At 73.2% G+C, this 20793-nt stretch carries 18 protein-coding genes and 1 tRNA gene; 14 read left to right on the forward strand and 5 right to left on the reverse strand.

Annotation, left to right across the window (positions count from 1 at the left end):
* Positions 1–163: 163 nt before the first annotated feature.
* From WAB15_RS33725 to WAB15_RS33760, 8 genes are all read left to right on the forward strand, one after another.
* Positions 164–1570, forward strand: a complete 1407-nt coding sequence (locus WAB15_RS33725) for an NAD(P)/FAD-dependent oxidoreductase (RefSeq protein WP_407288556.1) — start codon at positions 164–166, stop codon at positions 1568–1570.
* A 63-nt stretch (positions 1571–1633) separates the two neighbouring features.
* Positions 1634–2503 (forward strand): GNAT family N-acetyltransferase, encoded by an 870-nt coding sequence (locus WAB15_RS33730; RefSeq protein ID WP_407288557.1) that lies wholly within the window; start codon positions 1634–1636, stop codon positions 2501–2503.
* Between the two features lie 227 nt (positions 2504–2730).
* On the forward strand, positions 2731–3969 hold the full coding sequence (locus WAB15_RS33735) for an MBL fold metallo-hydrolase (protein ID WP_407288558.1): 1239 nt from the start codon (positions 2731–2733) through the stop codon (positions 3967–3969).
* A 156-nt stretch (positions 3970–4125) separates the two neighbouring features.
* On the forward strand, positions 4126–6171 hold the full coding sequence (locus tag WAB15_RS33740; RefSeq protein ID WP_407288559.1) for a sensor histidine kinase: 2046 nt from the start codon (positions 4126–4128) through the stop codon (positions 6169–6171).
* Positions 6161–6610: a roadblock/LC7 domain-containing protein gene (locus WAB15_RS33745; RefSeq protein WP_399145102.1), complete on the forward strand. Its 450-nt coding sequence runs from the start codon at positions 6161–6163 to the stop codon at positions 6608–6610. The genes WAB15_RS33740 and WAB15_RS33745 overlap by 11 nt, the downstream gene beginning before the upstream one ends.
* An 8-nt stretch (positions 6611–6618) precedes the next feature.
* Entirely contained in the window at positions 6619–7008 is a 390-nt protein-coding gene (locus tag WAB15_RS33750; protein WP_407288560.1) for a DUF742 domain-containing protein, read from the forward strand.
* The gene (locus tag WAB15_RS33755) at positions 6986–7603 is read left to right on the forward strand and encodes a GTP-binding protein (RefSeq protein ID WP_407288561.1); all 618 of its coding nucleotides are present in this window, start codon (positions 6986–6988) and stop codon (positions 7601–7603) included. The genes WAB15_RS33750 and WAB15_RS33755 overlap by 23 nt, the downstream gene beginning before the upstream one ends.
* Positions 7600–8205 carry a GAF domain-containing protein gene (locus WAB15_RS33760; protein ID WP_399145105.1) on the forward strand — a complete coding sequence of 202 codons (606 nt, stop codon included), beginning with the start codon at positions 7600–7602 and terminating at the stop codon, positions 8203–8205. Before WAB15_RS33755 ends, WAB15_RS33760 begins: the two co-directional genes overlap by 4 nt.
* Positions 8206–8268: 63 nt before the next feature.
* Here the strand turns inward: WAB15_RS33760 and WAB15_RS33765 are convergent, their stop codons facing one another.
* Both WAB15_RS33765 and WAB15_RS33770 read right to left on the reverse strand, forming a co-directional pair.
* Positions 8269–9588, reverse strand: coding sequence for an acyl-CoA dehydrogenase family protein (locus WAB15_RS33765; protein WP_399145106.1), 1320 nt, complete (start codon positions 9586–9588; stop codon positions 8269–8271).
* Between the two features lie 288 nt (positions 9589–9876).
* Entirely contained in the window at positions 9877–13110 is a 3234-nt protein-coding gene (locus WAB15_RS33770; protein ID WP_407288562.1) for an amidohydrolase family protein, read from the reverse strand.
* 182 nt (positions 13111–13292) lie between these two features.
* Between WAB15_RS33770 and WAB15_RS33775 the strand changes: the two genes are divergently transcribed.
* Complete coding sequence (locus tag WAB15_RS33775) at positions 13293–14216, forward strand: alpha/beta fold hydrolase (RefSeq protein WP_399145109.1); 924 nt, start codon at positions 13293–13295, stop codon at positions 14214–14216.
* 49 nt (positions 14217–14265) lie between these two features.
* On the opposite strand, the gene WAB15_RS33780 is transcribed toward WAB15_RS33775, so the two are convergent.
* From WAB15_RS33780 to WAB15_RS33790, 3 genes are all read right to left on the reverse strand, one after another.
* Positions 14266–15174, reverse strand: a complete 909-nt coding sequence (locus WAB15_RS33780; protein ID WP_407288563.1) for a transketolase family protein — start codon at positions 15172–15174, stop codon at positions 14266–14268.
* A 64-nt stretch (positions 15175–15238) separates the two neighbouring features.
* A complete protein-coding gene (locus WAB15_RS33785) occupies positions 15239–15961 on the reverse strand; it encodes a transketolase (RefSeq protein WP_399145111.1) in 723 nt (240 codons plus the stop codon).
* Between the two features lie 84 nt (positions 15962–16045).
* The gene (locus tag WAB15_RS33790) at positions 16046–16339 is read right to left on the reverse strand and encodes a YiaA/YiaB family inner membrane protein (RefSeq protein ID WP_393500240.1); all 294 of its coding nucleotides are present in this window, start codon (positions 16337–16339) and stop codon (positions 16046–16048) included.
* Between the two features lie 165 nt (positions 16340–16504).
* Here WAB15_RS33790 and WAB15_RS33795 point away from each other — a divergent pair.
* From WAB15_RS33795 to WAB15_RS33815, 5 genes are all read left to right on the forward strand, one after another.
* A tRNA-Pro gene (locus tag WAB15_RS33795) sits at positions 16505–16581 on the forward strand.
* Between the two features lie 497 nt (positions 16582–17078).
* Entirely contained in the window at positions 17079–17453 is a 375-nt protein-coding gene (locus tag WAB15_RS33800; RefSeq protein WP_399145113.1) for a helix-turn-helix domain-containing protein, read from the forward strand.
* A 79-nt stretch (positions 17454–17532) separates the two neighbouring features.
* Positions 17533–18144 (forward strand): hypothetical protein, encoded by a 612-nt coding sequence (locus WAB15_RS33805; protein WP_399145576.1) that lies wholly within the window; start codon positions 17533–17535, stop codon positions 18142–18144.
* Positions 18137–19357: an MAB_1171c family putative transporter gene (locus WAB15_RS33810; RefSeq protein WP_407288564.1), complete on the forward strand. Its 1221-nt coding sequence runs from the start codon at positions 18137–18139 to the stop codon at positions 19355–19357. The genes WAB15_RS33805 and WAB15_RS33810 overlap by 8 nt, the downstream gene beginning before the upstream one ends.
* Positions 19358–19510: 153 nt before the next feature.
* On the forward strand, positions 19511–20737 hold the full coding sequence (locus tag WAB15_RS33815) for a cytochrome P450 (RefSeq protein WP_399145115.1): 1227 nt from the start codon (positions 19511–19513) through the stop codon (positions 20735–20737).
* Positions 20738–20793 lie beyond the last annotated feature (56 nt).

Genomic DNA, 20793 nt, shown 5'->3' on the forward strand with positions numbered 1-20793 from the left:
TGAGACCGTTTGCGGACCGGGTGCGTCCACTGCCGGGGAGTCTAGACGCAGGGGCGCCGCAAATCGGGATGTCAGGGACTGGGGTGGCACGAGGGAGGAAAGGAATCGCAAGAAGTCGTGCGGATCGGTGGCCGGGCGGGCCCGGCAGGGGAGCGAGGTGGGGATGGCAGAGCACTCCAATGGCGGGCGCACCGCGATCGTGATCGGGGGCGGGCTGGCCGGAATGCTGGCCGTCACCGCCCTGGCGGGACACGTCGAGGCGATCACGGTCGTCGAACGCGACCGCTACCCGCAAGGCCATGCCTTCCGCAAGGGCGTCCCGCAGGCCCGCCATCTGCACATTCTCCTCAGCGGCGGTCAGCGGGCGCTGGAGGAGCTGCTGCCCGGCACGGTCGCCGCGCTCACCGAGGCCGGGGCGCGCAGTCTGTATCTGCCGCGCGACATCCTCACCCGCACGCCCACCGGTTGGCAGCGCCGCTTCGACGAGCGCCGCCATCGCATGCTGAGCATCACCCGGCCGGTGTTGGACGCGGTCGTACGCGAGCGGGCGTTGCGGGCGGTCGCCGGCTCGACCACCCGGGTGGAGGTCCTGGAGGCGACCGAGGCGATCGGGCTGATCGGGGACGCCGGGCGGGTCAGCGGGGTGCGCGTCCGGTCACGGGACGCCGGGCCGGGCGAGCCCACCGAACGGACGCTGCCGGCCGCGCTCGTCGTGGACGCCTCGGGCCGGGCCTCCCGCGCGCCCCAGTGGTACGCCGCGCTGGGCCGGACCTCGCCGCACGAGGAGACCGTGGACGCGGGACTCGCCTACGCCACCCGGATGTACCGGCCCAAGGACCCGGACACCGCCCCCGACGCGGGGGTCAACGTCCCCGGCTGGCCGGAGTGTCCCCGCGGCGCCGCGTACATCCCGGTCGAGGACGGCAACTGGCTGCTGACGCTGTCGGGGGTGCGCGGGCACCATCCGCCCACGGACGAGGCCGAGTTCACCGCGTTCAGCGCCACGATCGGCGACCCGTACATCCACGAACTGCTCGCACAGGCCGAGCCGCTGTCGCCGGTGCACGGCTTCCGCGACACCTGTAACCGGCGCCGGCACTTCGAGCGCCCCGGTGCCCTGCCCGAGGGGTTCCTCGTCCTGGGGGACGCCGCCTGCACCTTCAACCCCGTATACGGGCAGGGCATGTCGGTCGCCGCACTGGGCGCGCTGGCGGTGCGCGACACGCTCGCCGGCGGTGGCGGCCTGCGCCCCGGTGCCACCGCCGAGGCGCAGCGGGCGGCGGCCCGCGCCGTGGAGCCCGCCTGGCTCGCCGCGGTCGGTGCGGACCGCCCCTACGCCGACGGCCAGGACGCCGCGGCGGGCCTCGGCGAGCGGCTGAGCACGTGGTACCTCGACCGGCTGTTCGCCCGCGCCGCCGTCGACCGCGTCGTCGGCGACGCCTTCCGGGACGTCTTCTGCCTCACCGCCCCGCCCACCCGGCTCGTCGCTCCCCGAATCCTGCTCCGCACCGTCCTGCTGCCCCGCCGCCCCGGACTCCCGGCCCCGCCCACGGCCGTCGAGGGCGCCTGAGCGCCACCGGAGCCGGCCCGGAAACCGGCTGCGTCCGCCCGCGGACCTGCGGGAGGGTGAGACATGGCATGGACGACGACCCGGGACCCGGGCGCATACGAGGCCGCCGCGGGCGAGTTCCTGCGCGGGCGGCCGGCCGAGCACACCGTGCTGCTGTCGGTGGTGTCCGCCCTGCGGGAGTTGGGCCGGGACAGGTACGGGGACGACGCACCGTCGTTCGGATGGTGGCGGCGCGGCGGGGGCGCGGTCGGCGCCGCGTTCGTCTGGACCCCGCCGCGTACGGTGCTGCTCTCGCCGATGCCGGAGGGTGCCGCGGCCGAGCTGGCGCGGGCGCTGGCGCAGGACCCGGGCGGCATCCCGGGGGTGAACGGCGCCCGGGCGGCGGCCGAGGCCTTCGCCGCGGCCTGGCAGGAGCGGCGAGGAGGCACGGTGCGCCTCGCCAAGCGCCACCGCCGCTACCGGCTGGGCGAGCTGACACCGCCGGACCCCGCACCGCCCGGTGCGGCCCGTCCCGCCACGCCCGCCGACCGGGATCTCCTGCTCGCCTGGTCCACCGCCTTCGCCGCCGAGACCGGCGGCCCGCCGCCCCGCGACGCCCGTGCGGTCGACAACCGCATCGCCGGCGGCCGCTGCATGCTCTGGGAGGCGGGCGGTCGGCCCGTCGCCATGGCCGGGATCACCCCCACGCTCTGCGGTACGGCCCGGGTCGCCCCCGTCTACACCCCGCCCGAGCTGCGCGGACGCGGCTTCGCCGGGGCCGCGACCGCCGCCGTCTCGGGTGCCGCACGGGATGCCGGTGCCCACGAGGTGCTGCTCTTCGCCGACCTCGCCAACCCCACCAGCAACGCCCTCTACCAGCGGCTCGGCTACCGTCCCGCCGAGGAGCATGTCGTACTGGAGTTCGAGACGAGAGGCTTGGCGGATGCGCCCTAGGGGCGCCGGTGCCCGCCCTGCCACCAGCGAGAAGACATCCGGGAAGACCTCACACCCCCGCCTGGAATGCCGCGGCCGGTCGCGCGGTTCTCCTCTGCGGGTGATGGTGTTGAGTCCGGGTCTCGCGGTGCGGAGAGCGCACGGCGGGGCCCCGAGGCGCGGTGTGCCGGAACCCGCCGCTCGCGCGGCCCGTTCACTTCGCGACTGCCCCGAACCATGGAGGTGCCGTGACCGGTTCCCGACCCCGCCGCACTCGACTTTCCGCCCTGCGCCCCGCAAGCTTCGGCGCCGAGCCCACGGGGGAGCGGCTGGCCAGGATGCGCAGATCACCGCAGTTCGTGGACGGACAGTTCCGCAATCCGGCGCCCACCAGGCAGCTGCTCCACGGCTCCGCGCTGCCGATGGCGCGTACGCAGCTGAGCCGTGAGGGGCGGCTGCGCCGGGCGCCGGTCGGCCGGATCCCGGTGCACCGCCCGACCGCCGAGGACTGGGGCCGGCCGCCCGCCTCCGGGCTGCGGCTCACCTGGATGGGCCATTCGAGCGTGCTGGCGGAGATAGACGGGCGGCGGGTGCTCTTCGACCCGGTCTGGGGAGAGCGCTGCTCGCCCTTCACCTGGGCCGGCCCCAAGCGGATGCACCCGGTGCCCGTCGAGCTGGACGCGCTCGACCCGGTCGACGTCGTGGTGATCTCGCACGACCACTACGACCATCTCGACATGTCGACGATCCAGGGCCTGATGCGCACCGGCGCGGCCTTCGTCGTCCCGCTCGGGATCGGCGCCGACCTGGAGTTCTGGGGCGTCCCCGAGGAGCGGATCACCGAGCTGGACTGGCACGAGGCGACCCGTATCGGCGGCCTGACCCTCACCGCCACACCCGCCCAGCACTTCTGCGGCCGCGGCCTGCGCGGCCCGCAGCACACCCTGTGGGCCTCCTGGGTGGTCGCCGGCCCCCAGCACCGGATCTACCACAGCGGCGACACCGGCTACTTCTCCGGCTTCGCCGAGATCGGCGCGGCACACGGCCCGTTCGACGCGACGATGATCCAGATCGGTGCGTACAGCGATTTCTGGCCGGACATCCATATGACCCCGGAGGAGGGACTGCGGGCGCACGCCGACCTGTCCGGCGGCAGTCCGGAAGGGGTGCTGCTGCCGATCCACTGGGGCACGTTCAACCTCGCGCCCCACCCCTGGTCCGAGCCCGTGGAGCGCACGGTCGCGGCGGCGCGGCGGCACGGCGCGACGGTGGCCGCACCGCCACCGGGCAAGCCGTTCGAGCCGGCCGACGAGCCGGTCGTGGAACCCTGGTGGCGAGCCGTGGCCGTGCCGCCGGTTCAGGGCTGGCCGAGTTGGCCCCCGGCGCGCGTCGCACCGGCGAGCGCCGTCCGCGAGCCGTTGGAACTGTCGCAACCGTCCGGACCGTCGGAAGAAGCGTCCACGGAGGCGTCAACTCCCTCTTTGTGAACGGGGGTTCGGATCTGCTCGCACGGGCGTGCGTGCCCCGCCCACCCAGGGAGGTGGCGCGGGGTAGCGAAACGCCGAAGTAGGTCCGAACCCCACCCCCGCAACAACTAGCGTGCGTGCTCCGTGAACTGCCGACGGCCGATCCGGAGGGCGTCCATGCCTACCGCATTCCCCCAGGGGCCCCAGACGTCCCAGGAGGCTCCAAGGTCCCCAGAGGCCCAGGATTCCCCGGGGGCAGCCCCCGTTCCCGCCGTCAGGCGGCGGGAACGGGAGGGCGGACGACACGGCCGCGCATCCTTCCCCGAGTCGGCCGCCGACTCGGCGATACGGTCCCGTCTGGTCCGGCTCACCGCCGTCCCCTGCCTGCTGACCGCGGTCGTCTGCACCGCCGTCGCCGCCTTCGTCGTCCAGGCCGGCGGTGCCCGGATCACCAGCCGGGAGTGGGTGGTGCTGTCCGGCGGACTGGCCATCGTCTGCGTCATCGTGCTCACCGCGAGCGCGGCCGCCAACTCCGAGGCCCGCGCCACGGTCACCCGCTACGTCCGACTGCGCCAGGTCTGCGCCCGCAGCCAGTCCGACCTGTACGACCTGCTGGACCGGGTGCGCCAGGGCGAATGGCTCCAGCGCCGCGACCCCGAGGCGGCCCTGGTACCCACCGGCGACACCCTCGACCTGCTCGCCCATGAAGTGGCCGCCGCGGGCCGAGCCGCCGAGTCCGCCGTCGTCGACGCGGTCGCCATCGCCCGCAGCAACGCCAGCGGCAGCGAGCAGAAGGTCGAGGTCTTCGTGAACCTCGCCCGCCGGCTGCAGTCCCTGGTGCACCGCGAGATCGAGCTGCTGGACGAGCTGGAGAACCAGGTCGAGGACCCCGATCTGCTCAAGGGCCTGTTCCACGTCGACCACCTGGCCACCCGCATCCGCCGGCACGCCGAGAACCTCGCCGTCCTCGGCGGCGCCATCTCGCGCCGCCAGTGGAGCCGCCCGGTCTCCATGACCGAGGTACTGCGCTCCTCGATCGCCGAGGTCGAGCAGTACCCGAGGATCAAGCTGGTGCCGCCGATCGAGGGCACCCTGCGCGGGCACGCCGTCGCCGACGTCATCCACCTGCTCGCCGAACTCGTCGAGAACGCCACGATCTACTCGGCCCCGCAGACCCCCGTCCTGCTGCGCGCCCAGCTCGTCACCGCCGGCCTCGCGGTCGAGGTCGAGGACCGCGGCCTGGGGATGTCGGCGGACGAGCAGACGCGGATGAACGCGCTGCTCGCCGACCCCGACCACGTCGACGTCGCCGAGCTGCTGAGCGACGGCCGGATCGGGCTCTTCGTGGTCTCCTCGCTCGCCCGCCGGCACGGCATCGTCGTCCGGCTGCAGAGCAACATCTACGGCGGTGTGCAGGCCGTGCTGATCCTGCCGCAGGGACTGCTCGGCGCGGACTTCGCCGACGGGGAGGCGGGCGGTGCCGGCGCGCCGCGCATCGGGTCCCCGGACACCGACCCGGCCCGCGAGCACGGCAGGTACGACGGCGGCCACGACCCCGAGGACGACGCCGGACACGACCGTCACGCACCCCGCGACCGCAGCGGCGACGGCCCCCGGACCGCGGCCATCCCCGCGCCCGCCCCCGCCCCCGACGACGCGCTCGGCACCCCGCAGCGCGGCTACGGCGACCTTGGGGCGCCGGCTCCCGCCCAGGCCTGTGCGGACACCGACACCGGCTCCGGCGCCCTCCGCCACCGGCTGGTCCACGCGGCGGGCACCCACCGCCCCGAAGCCGCCGTGCCCGACGCACCCACCCCCGAACCGCTCCGCCCCGAAGCCGCCCACGGCACCCCCGCCGACCCCGGCCCGGTCGTGCTGCCGCCCGCGCCGCCCGCCTCCGTGGAGAACGGCGCCCGCCCCCGACTGCCGAGGCGGCACAGACAGACGCACCTCGTCCCCGAGCTGCGCGGCGAGCCGATCCTGCCGTCCGCGGCGCGCCGTACGGGCCCCGAGCCCGAGCACGACCCCGGCCTGATGGCCGCCTTCCGGCGCGGCTTCAGCCTCGCCGACGACAGCCATGCCGGCCCCGCCGGCGACGACGGAGGCACTCCGGCCCACGGCGGCGACACCAGCGTCCCGGCCGGCGGTGACCCGCTCCACGACCATGACCACGAGGCCCACATGGCCCGCTCCCGAGGAGACGACCGCAACCATGATGAGTGATGTGCGTGCGCAGGCGCAGTCGCAGCTGCAGAGCAGTCAGCACACCGACCTGTCCTGGCTGCTGACCGGGCTCGTCCAACGCGTGCCGCACGCCCGCAGCGCCCTCCTGCTCTCCTCGGACGGCCTGGTCAAGGCCGCCCACGGCTTCGACCCCGACAGCGCCGACCACATGGCGGCCCTCTCCTGCGGCCTGTACTCCCTCGCCCGCAGCGCCGGCGCCCGCTTCGGCGAGGGCGGCGACGTCCTTCAGGTCGTCGTCGAGCTGGAGTCGTCGTTCCTGTTCGTCTCCACCGCCGGATCGGGCGCCTGCCTGGCGGTGCTCGCCGGGCGCGAGGCCGATGTGGCGGTCCTGGGCTACGAGATGTCGATGCTGGTCAAGAGCGTCCGGCCGTACCTTGCCACTCCCGCGCGCCACCAGGCGTCCGCGGGCGGTCGTTGACCGCGGCCGTGCGTCGGCGGCAGCGGGGCGGGGAGGCGTGGTACGACGACGCCGCGGGCCGGCTGGTCCGTCCGTACACCATCAGCAACGGCCGGACCCGTCCGACGGCGCATTTCGACCTGCTGACCATGGTGATGGCCACCGGCCGGCGGCCCGTCGCCGGGCAGGGCCCCGAACACGCCCAGGTGCTGGGGCTGTGCGGCGGGCCGGTCTCGGTCGCCGAGATCGCCGCCCACATACGGCTGCCCGCCGTGGTCACCAAGGTGCTCCTCGCCGACCTCGTCGACTGCGGGGCGCTCACCGCGCGGGCCCCCGCGGCCGTTTCGGCCGGGCCCGCGTCCCGTACCGACCGAGCCCTGCTGGAGGCGGTGCTGAATGGACTTCGCAAACGACTGTGACACCCGGCAGGCGGACGCCTCGGCCGATCTCTTCCCGACGGCCCTGAAGATCCTGGTCGCGGGCGGCTTCGGGGTCGGCAAGACGACGTTCGTCGGAGCGGTCAGCGAGATCGAGCCGCTCAGCACGGAGGAGCTCCTCACCCAGATCAGCGTCGGCACCGACGATCTGGCGGGCGTCGAGCAGAAGCAGGCCACGACCGTCGCCATGGACTTCGGCCGGATCACGCTCGGTCCCCGGCACATCCTCTATCTCTTCGGGACGCCGGGGCAGCAGCGCTTCTGGTTCATGTGGGACGAGTTGTCCAACGGTGTGCTCGGCGCGGTCGTCCTCGCCGACACCCGCCGCCTGGACCAGTGCTTCGCCGCCGTCGACTTCTTCGAGCGGCGGGGCATCCGGTTCATCGTCGCCGTCAACGAGTTCGAGGGCTCCTACCTCTACGAGCCGGACGAGGTCCGCAACGCCATGGACCTGGCCCCGGACACCCCCGTCGTGCTCTGCGACGCCCGCCAGTGCAGCTCGGCCACCCGCGTCCTGGTATCGCTCGTCCAGCATCTGCTCACGCCCGCCCTCGCCGCGACCCCGGAGCCGCCATGAACCACCCCGCCTCCCGCGTCCCGTACGTCTCCTACGACCCGACGCGCCATCTGCTGCTCACCCCCCAGGACGACGAGGCTCCGGCGCGGGTGGCCCGGCTGCGCGCCCTGGGCATCGGCGACTCCCCGCTGCCCGCGTTCGACGACTTCGCGCGCAAGCTCGCCCGCACCACCCGGGCGCCGTACTCGATGGTCAACTTCATCGACGAGCACCGGCAGTACTTCGCCGGCCTCTACACGCCGGCCCAGGACCAGGCCGTCGAGCTGGGACCGGCACCCGCCAGCGCCCAGCCCGGCCGCGAGATGGACCGCGACCACGGCTACTGCCCGCATGTCATCGTCCGCCGCAAGGCGCTGGTGCTGGAGGACGTCTGCGACTATCCGCGGTTCGCCGGCAACCCCGTCGTCGACGAGATCGGCATCCGCTCCTATCTGGGCGCGCCACTGATCGACCGTACGGGCATGACGCTGGGCACCGTGTGTGTCGTGGACCTCGAACCGCGCCCCTGGGGGCGGGAGGGGCTGGCGACCATCAAGGCGATGGCCGCCGAACTCGTCGAGCAGATCCACCGCATGGAGCAGCGCCAGAGCGGCACCGGCTGATCGGCCACGGTGCCCTGGGCGGTGGCCGGCCCGGGGCCGCGGCCCCGGGGCAGGGCCGGCCGCTCACCTCAGGCGGGCGAACCACGAGCGCTGCCGGGCCGGACCGGTGCGCTGTTCCGGCACCGTGGCCTGGACGTCCTCGACCGGGACCGGGTCCGCGGGGGCGTTGACGGTGTCCTCCTCCGGCCACTCCGACGGATCCAGCCGCAGCAGCTCCGCGAGCCGGGCGGACCACTCGCCCTTCGTCTGGCCCAGCGCGATCTCGCCCAGGCGCAGCAACTGGACGTCGGAGGTGCCGGCCGGCGCGAAGATGTGGTGGGCGTCGCGCAGGAAGCGCTCGACGGGCCGGTCGGTGAACAGCCCGCACGCGGCATGGATGTCCATCGCGTCGCGCGCCGACTCCAGCGCCGACTCCACATTGACCAGCTTGGCGTTCATCAGCTCCGCATCGCACGGCAGCCCCTGGTCCAGCAGGTGCACCGCGTGGTACGCGGACAGCCGGGCCAGCAGCAGCCGCGACTGGATCCGTCCGAGCTTGAGCTTGATGTTGCCGAGGTCGGCCAGCGGTTTGCCGTAGCGCTCGCGCTGCGCGCAGAACGTCGTCGTCTCGTCCAGTACGGCCTGGTGGATGCCCAGCGAGACGGCGGTCAGATTGGGCCGTCCGTACAGGACGCTGGAGGAGTACGCGACGGACAGTCCGTCGCCCTCCCGGCCCAGCAGATTCGCCGCCGGGACCCGGCAGTCGTCGAAGCACAGCTCGCCGAAGCTGAAGCCGTGCAGGCCCATCGCGGGCTGCTGCGGTGCGACCCGGAAACCGGGGCTGCCGGACTCGACGAGGAACGCCGACAGCCCCTTGGAGCCCTCGCCGGTGCGCGCGACGACACCGTGCAGATCGCCGACGTGGCTGTTGCCGACGTAGATCTTGCGGCCGTTGAGGAGGTAGTCGTCGCCGTCGCGGACCGCGGTGCTCTCCATGCCCAGGACGTGGCCGCCGGACTGCGGTTCGGTGACGGCGATGGTCGGCAGGCAGTCCCCGGAGGCGACGGCCGGCAGCCAGTTCTTCTTCTGCTCCTCGCTGCCGAAGTGGACGATCTTCGCGACGCCCAGCTGGGACGCCTGCACCATCGCACCCATCGCGGCACTGACCCGTGAGAGCTCCTCGATGATGAGGGTCTTGGCGACATGCCCGGCGCCCATTCCGCCGTACGCCCGGTGCACCGTCGCGCCGACCCAGCCCTGACGGGCGATCAGCCGCGAGAGGTCATGGCAGACGGCACGGCTCGCCTCCATCTCCGCGATCCGGGGGCGGACCTCCCTCTCGGCGAAGTCACGCACCTTCTGCCGGAGTCCCTCATGCCGCTGGTCGGTGAAGTAGCGATGCAAGACGAGCCCTCCTCCGCGATCTTCCCCGTGCTGGTCGCACCCCGCCTGGGACCGCCCTGGCGGTGCCGTGCGCAGTGAACGTTCCGGAACGTGATCTATCGCTTCGTGTGCAATACCCGTTGGCATACCTGCTGCGGACCGCACAAAACATCAACTGGGCGCATTGACGGCAGGAGTTGGAGCGCGAAGCGCGGGCGCACCACCCCGGTCCGATGAATGGCGTGGCGCGGTTCCCAGGGCCCCGGAACCGCGCCACCCCACACCACCCCGACCGCCGGGCGGTGGGCGTCAGTGCCCGTGGTCGCAGCAGGACTCACGGCGCTGCTGCCGGCCCACCTCCAGCCAGTCCGCCACGGACGACCGCAGGGTGCGGGCGGCGGGCGCGGGGAAGGAGCCGACCAGCTCCCGCTGCTCGAACAGCCGACCGCCGCGCAGCACCCCCGAGGTCCGCACCAGCGAGTCGAAATCGCTGAACGGATCGCCGTCCACCAGCGTCATATCGCCGAGCTTGCCGACCTCCAGCGTGCCCAGATCCCGCTCGGCGCCGAACACCCGGGCGGGCAGCGCGGTCGCGGTGCGCAGCGTCTGACTCACGCTCAGGCCGCCCCGGTGCAGCGCCCGCAGGCACAGATGCAGGCCCAGCCCCACCGGCGTCAGCGGCTGGTCGGTACCCAGTGCGACCAGTCCGCCGCCGCTCAGCACCCGCCGGTAGACGCCGACCTCGGTCTCGATGTCGGCCAGCTGCGCCGCAGTGGGGCGCTGCCCGGCGTTCTCCCGCACGAGCGCGGAGTCCCAGGGCGGCATCAGCCGCGCGACCCGCACATCGTCGGCCAGCGCCGGATCGTCACCGAGCAGCGCCTCGGCCGAGAACGGGGTCGCGAGGAGGTGGAAGTCGCCCTTGGCGTAGACCTCCTCGACGTCCTGGTAGGCGTGCCCCGAGCGGGACACCGCATGCCCGAACTCCAGACGTTGGGTGGCCTGCAGATGGGTGGTCAGGTCCTGGCCCAGGTGGACGCCCGGGGTGAGCAGATGGCTACCGGAGCGGACCCCGAGCCGGTCATGGGCGAAGCGAGCGGCCTCCTCCATCACCCAGCCCGGCGCCCGGACGTACGTCTTGACGAAGTCCCAGTCCAGCGCGGCACCGCGGGCCAGCGACCGGCGCAGCCCCGCCCGGGTGCGGTGCGCCCGCCCCATGCTGTAGGCGACCCGCCCGCCGTCGAGCAGCTCCCCGCAGGTCAGCAGCCGCGGGCCGGCGAGCGCACCGGCGGCCACCGCCTCCCGGATGCGCACCTGTTCATAGGAGAAGCCGCCGCAGGAGACGGTGGTGGTGATGCCGTACGCCAGTTGCAGTGCGGTCTGCCGGCCGCCGTACGTCGTCTGCCAGGGGTGGGTGTGCGCGTCCCACAGGCCGGGCAGCACGGTCCGTGCGGAGGCATCCACCCGGCGGGCCGCGCCGGACCGGTGCGGGCGGTGCGGCTCCACGGAGGTGATCCGCCCGTCCCGCACCACCACATCGACGTCCTCGTGCACGGTGTCGCCGGTGCCGTCCCAGAACCGGCCCGCGTGGACGACGGTGTCCCTGGCGCGCGACGGCCGGTGGGTGAGGGCGAGCGGGACACTCCGGGCCGGGCCGCCGGACACCGGGATCAGCCGCAGCCCGCCCGCCGAGAGGTACAGCAGCGTGCCGGAGTCGCCGGACCACGACGGATGGTCGGCGCTCTCGTCGGTCAGCCGCCGCGGCGCCCCGTCCGGCGCCCCGTCGGGCCGCACCGGCAGCACCCACAGTGCGGACTCGGCGATCACCGCCATCCAGCGGCCGTCGGGCGACCACACGGGCCCCGAGTCGTAGCGGTCGGAGATCGAGACATGCTCGGCGAGCGCGAACAGCCGGTCCTTGCCGGTCTCGGTGTCCACGACCCGGATGACGTTGTAGCCCTCGCGGAAACGGCGGTTGAGGCGGTTGCGGTCGCAGTAGGCCAGATAGCGGCCGTCCGGAGACCAACTGGGCCGGCCGGGCAGCCCGCCGGCGCCCATCGGCGCCGCCAGCACCCGCTCCCCGCCGTCGGACAGGGTGTGTAAGACGAGGTTTCCGCTCATGTCGAGCGCGGCCAGCCGCCCGCCGTCCGGGGACAGCGCCGGCTGCACCCGGCCCCCGGTGGCCAGCACCGTCTCCTCGCCGGAGGCCAGATCCCGGCGGCGCACCGCGAACAGCCCGTCCCGGTCGTCGGCGTACAGCAGCGCCCGCCCGTCGCGGGACCAGCTCGGCGCCAGGACGTAGCGGGTGGCGTCGGCCCGGACGATCCGGCGCGGTGCGCCGCCGCCCGAAGTGGGCGCCACCCACAGCGAGTTGAGGGCGGCGAAGGCTACCTTGCGGCCGTCGGGGGAGAGCGCCGGCAGATGCACCCCGCGCGCCGGGCCGGAGGCCGTCCGCTCGAAGCCGTAGTCCTTGACACGGTAGCCGGGGCGGTCCAGCGGCATCCGCGCGGTGAACGGGATGGTCTCGGCCCGCTGCGGGGCATCGGGCCGGACGATCCGGAACTGCCCGCCGACCGTCAGCAGCAGCTCATCGCGTGAGACCCAGCGCGGCGGCACCGGCTCCACATCGCCGTCGACCGCCACCGGCGCACCGTCCACCACCAGCGCACAGGTCGGCCCCGGATAGTCCGTGGTCCGCAGATAGGCGAGCCGGCCGGCGGGGGACAGCGCCGGCACCATCACCTGGGCGGCCGAGGCGTCGGTGTGCTCGATGCGCACCGGGCCACCGCCGTCGGCGGGCACCGAGACGACCTCATGGCAGGCCAGCGCCGCGCCCGCCACCCGACCCCGTACGAAGAAGATCCGCGAGCCGTCCGGCGACCAGCACGGGTCGAAGTCCTCCCAGGCGCCGTCCTGATGCGGGCCTTCCTGGCCGGGCAGTCCGGTCACCCGGGTCAGCCGCCCGGTCTTCACCTCCAGCACCCACAGCCGGTAGGCGCTGCCGGCCACCGCGTCGCCGCCCCGCTCCGAGGCGAAGGCGATCCGGGTCCCGTCCGGGGACCAGGCGGGACCGCGGTCGTCCCACGGGCCGTCGGTCAGCTGCCGGAGTCCGGAGCCGTCGGTGGCGAGCGTCCACAGATGGAAGTTGCCGCCGTGATAGGCGCACAGGGCGATCCGGCGGCCGTCGGGGGAGTGCACCGGACGGGTGGGCTCCAGGTCGGGCGGGGTCAGCGCCACCGCGTCGCCGCCGGCCCGCGGCAGCGACCACAGCACGTTCTGGATCTCGGCGATCAGCCGGTCGCCGGCCGGTGCGAGGGAGGCCGCGCCGTTGGTGGCGGCCGTGAAGGACAGTACGGCGCCCCGGGCGCCGGCGTCGCTCGCCGCGGCGGTGGGGGCGGCGACACCGGCGAGGCCCGCCGCGGCGGCGGCCGAGGCGGTGCCCTGCAGAAATCTGCGGCGGGAGAGCGGCCAGGGGCGAGGGGGCGCGGTCGGAAGGGGGGCGCCGGGCGGTTCGGGGGAGTTCTCGCAACGGTCCGTGGTGTCCAACGGTCCTCCTGTGTCAGGCGGTTGCGTCACTGGTGCCAGGAAAGAACCGGCTGATCGTGTCACGCCGCGCGGCTCAGTGGTCAACTCCGTTACGCGCGCCCCATGGCGCACCGCCGCCCGGAGCGCAAGAGTGGGCGCCGACGACTCGTCAGCCACCACCCCGGCAGTCAGGAGAGGACGCCATGCAGGCCATGCAGCAGGACTTCCACCAGGCGACGGACGGTGCGCGGATCGCCACCTACACCTGGCTCCCGGAGTCCGGGCATCCGCGCGCCCTCGTCCAGATCGCCCACGGCGCGGCGGAGCACGGTCGGCGCTATGACCGCTTCGCCCGCTTCCTGACCGGTCTCGGCTATGGCGTCATCGCCTCCGACCACCGGGGCCACGGTGCCACCGCCGCCTCCACCGGGGGCCGCGGTGTGGTCGGCGCGGACGCCTGGCGCGCCATCGTCACCGACCTGAAGGGCATCGGCGACCACGCGGCCGCCGCCCACCCCGGCACCCCCCTTGTCCTGCTCGGCCACAGCATGGGTGCGATGCTGGCCCGCGACTACGCCCAGGAGTACGGTGCCGACCTCGCCGGCCTGATCCTCACCGGTACCTTCCGCACCCTGCCCGGCCTGGACATCGACGGCGCCGTCACGGAGCTGGAGGCGGAGGTCGCCGCCCGCGGCCGCGCCGACCTCTCCGACTTCATCCCGCGCAACTTCAGCTCCTTCAACGACGCCTTCCCCCACCGCACCGGCTTCGAGTGGCTCTCCCGCGACCCGGCCGAGGTGGACGCCTACGCCGCCGACGAGGACTGCGGCTTCCCGTTCTGCGCCGGGCTCGCCCTGGACTGGGTACGCGCCATCCGCAAGGTGAACGACCCGGCCAACCTCGCCCGCATCCCGCGGGGACTGCCCGTCCATGTCGCCGTCGGCGACCTCGACCCCTGCCACCAGGGGATGACACTGGTCCATGAACTCCTGGAGGACTTCCGCTACCTGGGCACCCGCGATCTGACCTGGAAGGCGTACCCCGACGCCCGCCACGAGATCCTGAACGAGACCAATCGCGACGAGGTGCACGACGACCTGGCGTCCTGGCTCGGCAAGCACGTCTGAACCGGGCGCGGAGCACGGCGGGGCCCGCTGCCGGCGCCCCGCGGCACGGTCAGGAACGCCCCCGCAGGAACCCGGCGATCCGCTCGCGCAGGCCGTGCGGGTCCAGGCCGTGCGCCGCCAGGTGCTCGTCGAGCTGTCCGTAGCGGCGCAGCTCCTGGCGGCCGACGCCGAGGCCGAGCACCCGGTGCGCCCGGTCCGCCAGCGCGTCATTGGCGAAGCGCGTCGAGGTCCCCGCCAGGTACGGCTCCACGACCACCACGTCGGAGGCGTTGGCCGCCCCGGTCGCGGCGCGCAGCGACGCGGCGTCGAAGGGCCGCACGGTCGTCGCGTACAGCACGGTCACATCCAGCCCCTCGGTCGCCGCGAGCACGTTGTCCAGCATCGGGCCGACGGCGACCACCACCCCGCGGCGCCCCTGTCGAACGGTGTGGAACCCGGTCCCGTCCACGGGCCGCGGCGCATCGTTGACCTGCAGGGACAGTCGTACGTAGACCTTGTCGTCACCGGCCGCCGCGGCGTGCCGCAGCAGCGTCTCGGCCTCGTCCGGATGCCCGGGCACATGCACGGTCCAGCCGTCGAGCGTGTCGAGCAGCGCCACATCGCCGGGCGCCATATGGGTGAAGCCGCCGCTCGGCCAGTCGTAGGAGGCGCCGGCGCTCACCAGTACGCCGCCCACGCCCTGGTGGCCGAAGTCCAGCTTGACCTGCTCGAAGGGGCGCTCCACCAGGAAGCTGGCGAAGGTGTGCAGGATCGGGCGCAGCCCGGTGAGCGCCAGCCCGCCGCCCACCCCGACCAGCAACTGCTCCCGGATGCCGACGTTCACCACCCGGTCCGGATGCCGCTCGGCCGCCCCGGCGAAGCGGTCCGCGCTGATGTCGGCGAGTACGACCGCCAGCCGCGGATCCTCGTCCAGCAGCCGCGAGGTGACCGAGGTGAAACGCTCACGCATGGTGTCCATCACTGAATTCCTCTCGAAGTCCTGATCGGTGTCATGGCGCCCGGGCGCGGAGCCGGGCGGGCGGTCAGGCGCCCTTGCGCTCCACACGGGCGACCACCGCGCGCGGACGGCCCGGATGCGGTGCGCTGAAGGCCGCGTGGAGCGCCTCGTGGTCGCGGCCGTCGACCGTGGCCGCGGACCAGCCGGCGGCCTCGAAGCGGGAGGCGATACCGCCGCGCCACCCGTGTGTGGCGGAGGAGTTGTCGATGACCAGCGTGTGCAGCCGGTCCAGGCCCGCGGCGCCCGCGTAGGCCACCGCCTCGTGGTTGCTGCCCTCGTCCAGTTCGGCGTCGCCGATCAGCACCCATACGGCCGGCTCGGTCAGGCCCTGCGCCCGCAGCCCGAGCGCGGTGCCGACGGACAGCGGCAGACCGTGCCCCAGCGATCCGCTGCCGATCTCGGCCCCGGGCACCAGCAGCCGGTCGGGGTGGTGGCCGAGCGGGGAGTCGTACGAGCCGAAGCCCGGCAGCAGGTCCACGGGGAAGAAGCCCTTGGCGGCCAGCACCGCGTAGTAGGCCATCGGCCCGTGGCCCTTCGAGAGCAGAAAGCGGTCCCGCCCGGGGTCCGCGGCGGTGGCGGGGGAGACCCGCAGAACGCGGTCGTAGAGGACCCAGAGGGCGTCGAGCGTGGAGGTGGCCGCCGGGCCGTGCTTCTCATCGCCCGTCATGAGGCTCATCAGACGGGGCAGTTCGTCGAAGTCGATCTTCGGTGCCGGTGCGGCCGGCGCTTTCGTCGTCGTGTTCGTCATGTCGTTGAGCGTGCAACCTCAAGCGCGCTTGAGGTCAAGCGTCGGACCGCCGACCCGGAGGCCCGCGGTCCGGTATGGCCGGAATCAGACCTGTCCCGGCTTGAAGACGTCCTGCTCGATCAGGAGCTTGTCGATCCGGGCCTTGTCCACCCGGTTCGTCACCTCCTCCACCTCCTGGCGGTCGCGTACGCACTTGGCCAGAGTGAAGGCCGACGACACCACGAAGACCAGGCCGATGGCGAGGAATCCGCGCTCCCACGGACCCACCGGCAGCTTGATGATCCCGATCACCAGCGCCGCCAGCGACAGCCCGAAGGAGATCGCGGCCTGCACGAAGAAGGCCGTCGTCGTCGGCCGCTGAATCGATGGAGTAGTCATGCGCGTAGCGTGGCGGCGCGGTGACACCGGCGCATGAGTACGGGTACTCATCCTGCCCGCCGGGCCGCCCGCGCCACGGGGCCGGAACATGGCAGCACCCACCCTCTGACATGCGGTATTGTTCTCGTGCGCGGTCAGCCGGGACATCCCGGCCGGAACGGGCATCGGGACGTGGCGCAGCTTGGTAGCGCACTTGACTGGGGGTCAAGGGGTCGCAGGTTCAAATCCTGTCGTCCCGACCAGCGACTTTTCGCAGGTCGGAAGCCGTCTTCTCGGAAGAGGAGGCGGCTTTTTCGCGCTCTCGCCGCGCTCTCGCCGCGCTCTCGCCGCGCTCTCGCCGCGCTCCTCCGCCTCCCCGGCCTCCCGGTTCTCCGCGCTCGCCGCACTCGCCGCACTCTCCGCGCTCTCTGCGCCCTCTTCGTTCTCCTTGCTCTCCCCGGCTGTGCGCGGCCGGCGCGGGTCCGGCGCCGGGTGCTTGCGCCCTCACTCAACTCCCCGTTAAGCCCGGTGGGCCTCACTGTCCGTAAGTGGACTGGTGCGGCGCGTTCGTTGCATGACAGGATGCGCAACACAACGGGGGCGGCCTTAACTGTGCGTTGGGCCCGATCGATTGGGGACGGTCAGCATGGGCGTGGGGGGCGAGGGCCGGTCCGAGGGGGCGGGCGGTGCACTCGCGGAGCGGCTCAATCACCTCTTCGCGAACATGCATCCGCCGGGGGCCCCGTATACCAACGCCTTCGTGGCCGACGAGATCAGCGGCGGGGTGGAGGAGTACGGCGGGGTCACGGTCACCGAGCAGTATCTGTCGATGCTGCGCAACGGCCGGCGGGCCAATCCGAGCCCGGAGCTGCTGCGAGCGCTCGCCAAGTTCTTTGCCGTGCCGGTCGGTTATCTGCTGGGAGACCTCTCGCAGCCGCAGGCCGCGCGGGTGGAGGAGGAGGTCCGCTTCCTCGCCGCGATGCGGGATCGGCGGGTGCGGGCCATCGCGCTGCGCTCCGTCGGGCTGCCTCCGGAGGTGCAGGACAGTCTGACGACGATCATCTCCCAGTTCCGGCAGCAGATGAATCTGCCGGCCGACCCGCCGGAGCAGGGTGGTGACCGGCGCGGTGAGTGATGCGATACGGACCGCGGAACGCGACCAGATCTTCTCGTCTTGGGAGCGGACCGGACACGAGGACGGGACGAGCATGCGAGTGGGCCAGATACGCAGGCGGTGCAAGCGGCTCATCAAGGGGCTGGCGCTGCCCGCCGCGACCGATCTGCGCGGGATGTGCGACCTGGTCGCCGCGCGGGTGGAGCGGCCCGTCCATCTGGTGCCGATGAGCCTGGGCGGTGTGGTCTCGGGCATGACGGCCGTCACCGACGACGGCTACTGGATCTTCTACGAGCTCCAGACCTCGCCCTGGCACCAGGCCCACATCGTGCTGCACGAGCTGGGCCACCTCCTGCTGGGGCACGCCCAGGACCCGGTCGTCACCGAGGACGCGCTGAAGGTGTGGACGCCGTCCGTCGACGTCACCACCGCCCTCCGGCGGATGGGTCTGACGACGGGCCTGGCCCGGCACCACGGCTACGACAACCTCGCCGAGCGGGAGACGGAGGTGCTCGGCACGCTCCTGATGGAGCGGGTGGCGCCGTCCGCGGCCGACCAGGAACTCCCCCTGGAGGGACCGGCGGCCGAGCTGGCGGCGGCGCTCGGACCGGCCCTGCAGCACATCCGGCGGGAACAGGACGTAACCGCAGGCGGCGCGGACACCGCCGGCGCCGCCGCGGGCGCGCCCAAGGACGGGGGCCGACGTGTTTGACGTCATCTATCTGTCGTTCGGGCTGGCCGCCTGGGTGATCGTCGGATACAAGTCCGTCGCCTGGTTCCGCGACCGCGGCAACGCGGACCTGGGACTGGCCTGTGTGATGACCGGAGGTGTGGCGACGGTCTTCCTCTTCTCCGCGCCGAGCCTCTACCGCGCCTTCGACCGGATGGTCGGCGTGGCCAACCTCGCGATGGTCTTCCTCTACTCCTCCGTCGTGGTGTTCGCCGCGGGCGCCTTGGTGCTGCTGCTGCGCTGGACCGCGGGCGAGGGCGCCGAGGCGCGCGCCCGCGCCCGGGTCAGGGCGCGCGCCACCGTCGGCGGTGTGGCCGCGCTGTGGGCGGTGGCCGTCACCGGCTTCGCCGTCGGCCGACCCGACGCCGTCGAGCACCCCCGGGACTTCAGCACCGCCTACACCGACTCCCCGGGAGTCATGCTGTTCCTGGTGCTCTATCTGGCCGTCTTCGGATCGAGCCTGGCGGGCCTGGGGACGCTCTGCCCCCGCTACGCCGCCCGGCTCGGCGGTACGCATCTGGCGCGCGGCCTGCGGGTGCTGGCCGCGGGCTGCTGGTTGGGCCTGCTCTACTGCGCCTGCAAGGTCGTCGGCTTTTTCCTGTCCTGGACGGGCCACCCCGCGCTCTGGCTCTCCAACGGGGTGGCGCCGCTGAGCGCGTCGGTCGCGGCGATCCTGGTGCTGGCCGGCTTCGCGCTGCCGGCCGCCGGCCCCCGGGTCGCCGCCTGGCGCCGGCTGCGCCGCCTCTCGCCGCTCTGGCGGACCGTCACCGCCCAGACGCCGGAGGTCACGATGGAACCCCGGGCGTGGTCGGTGCGCTGGCCGTTCGCCGATCTGGAGTGGCGGGCCAACCGGCAGATGGCCGAGATACGGGACGTCCAGCGCGGAATCCGCCGCCATGTGGAGTCCGACGCCGTCGACATCGCCCGCGAACGGGCCCGTGCGGTCGCGCTGGACGACCGGCAGCTGGCGGCCGTCGCCGAGGCCGCCGCGCTCCGCCGCGGCCTGGAGAACCGCGCGGTCGGCCACGTCCCCGCCCACGGCGCCGACAGCGTGGTGGTCGTCACCGGCTCCGAGCAGGCCGAACTGGCCGCGGAGTACGAGCACTTGGCGCTGGTCGCGGACGTCTACCACTCGCCGCTGATCGAGACCGTGCTGACCGAGTTGCGTCAGCGAAGCGCGATGGCGCGCGGCTGACGCCGCCACAGACGGGGTGGCCCGGCACGGGGGTCCGGGCCGCCCGGCACGACGGAGGAGGCACCGGTCCGCGAGGACCGGTGCCGCCCCCCTACGCCGCCTGTTGGCGCCAAGCACCCGAGCCTCGCCGTATGGGCACCTAGAGTCGGGATCATGCAGAAATCCGCCGAGACCGGCCCCGACGCCCCCCTGGACATCACGCCCCTGCTCGACGATCCGTATGCCGCCTACGCCGCGCTGCGCGAAGCCGGGCCGGTGCACCGGATCACCGGTGCGGACGGGAACCCCGCCTGGCTGGTGACCCGTTACGAGGACGTCCGCAGTGCGCTCGCCGATCCGCGGCTCTCATTGGACAAGCGGCATGCGGCCCCAGGCGGCTTCCGCGGCTTCGCGCTGCCGCCCGCGCTGGACGCCAATCTGCTCAACATGGATCCGCCGGACCACACCCGGATCCGCCGCCTGGTGGTCAAGGCCTTCACCCCGGGCCGGGTCGAGGCGCTGCGCGAGCCTGTACGGCGGGTCGCCGAGGGGCTGTTGGACGCGATGGAGGAGCGCGGCGGTCCGGCGGACCTGATCGCCGACTACGCGGGGCCGCTGCCGATCACCGTGATCTGCGATCTGCTCGGCGTCCCGCAGCGCGACCGCCGCGACTTCCGGGCGTGGACGGACCGGCTCATCACCCCGGACCCGGCCCGGCCGGAACTGATGAAGCAGGCGATCGGGGCGATGCTGGAGTTCTACACCGGCCTGATCGCGGCCAAGCGCGCGGAGCCGGGCGACGATTTGCTCTCGGATCTGATCGCGGTGCGCGACGAGACGGACGGAGGACGGGGCGGCGATCGGCTCACCGAGGACGAACTGACCTCGCTCGCCTTCCTCATCCTCTTCGGCGGATACGAGAACACCGTCCACCTCATCGGAAATGCCGTGCTCACCCTGCTCGACCACCCCGAACAACTTCGTATGTTGCGGCGAGATCCAGCCGAACTGCCCGCCGCGGTCGAGGAGTTCCTGCGCTACGACGGCCCCGCTCCGCTGGCGATCCGGCGCTTCCCCAAGGAGGACGTGGAAATCGGGGGCGTACGGATCCCGGCGGGGGAGAGCGTGCTGCTGGCGATCGCGTCCGCGAACCGCGACGCCGCCCGTTTCCCCGACGCCGACGCCTTCGACCGCGGCAGGGACCTCTCCGGGCACCTCGCGCTGGGTCACGGCATCCACTACTGCCTCGGCGCCCCGCTGGCCCGCCTGGAAGCCGTCACCGCTCTGGAGGCGCTGCTCGCCCGCTTTCCGGGGCTGCGACTCGACGTTCCGCGGGGTGATTTGCGGCACCGTCGGGCACTTCGTGCGCGTGGCCTGATTTCGCTGCCCGTCGCCTGGTAATCGGGAAACGAACACGTTTTTGAGGCGCAACCGTTCGTCGATGCGGTAGAAATGTT

Source organism: Streptomyces sirii (assembly GCF_045690365.1).
In the GTDB taxonomy this organism is placed as follows: domain Bacteria; phylum Actinomycetota; class Actinomycetes; order Streptomycetales; family Streptomycetaceae; genus Streptomyces; species Streptomyces sirii.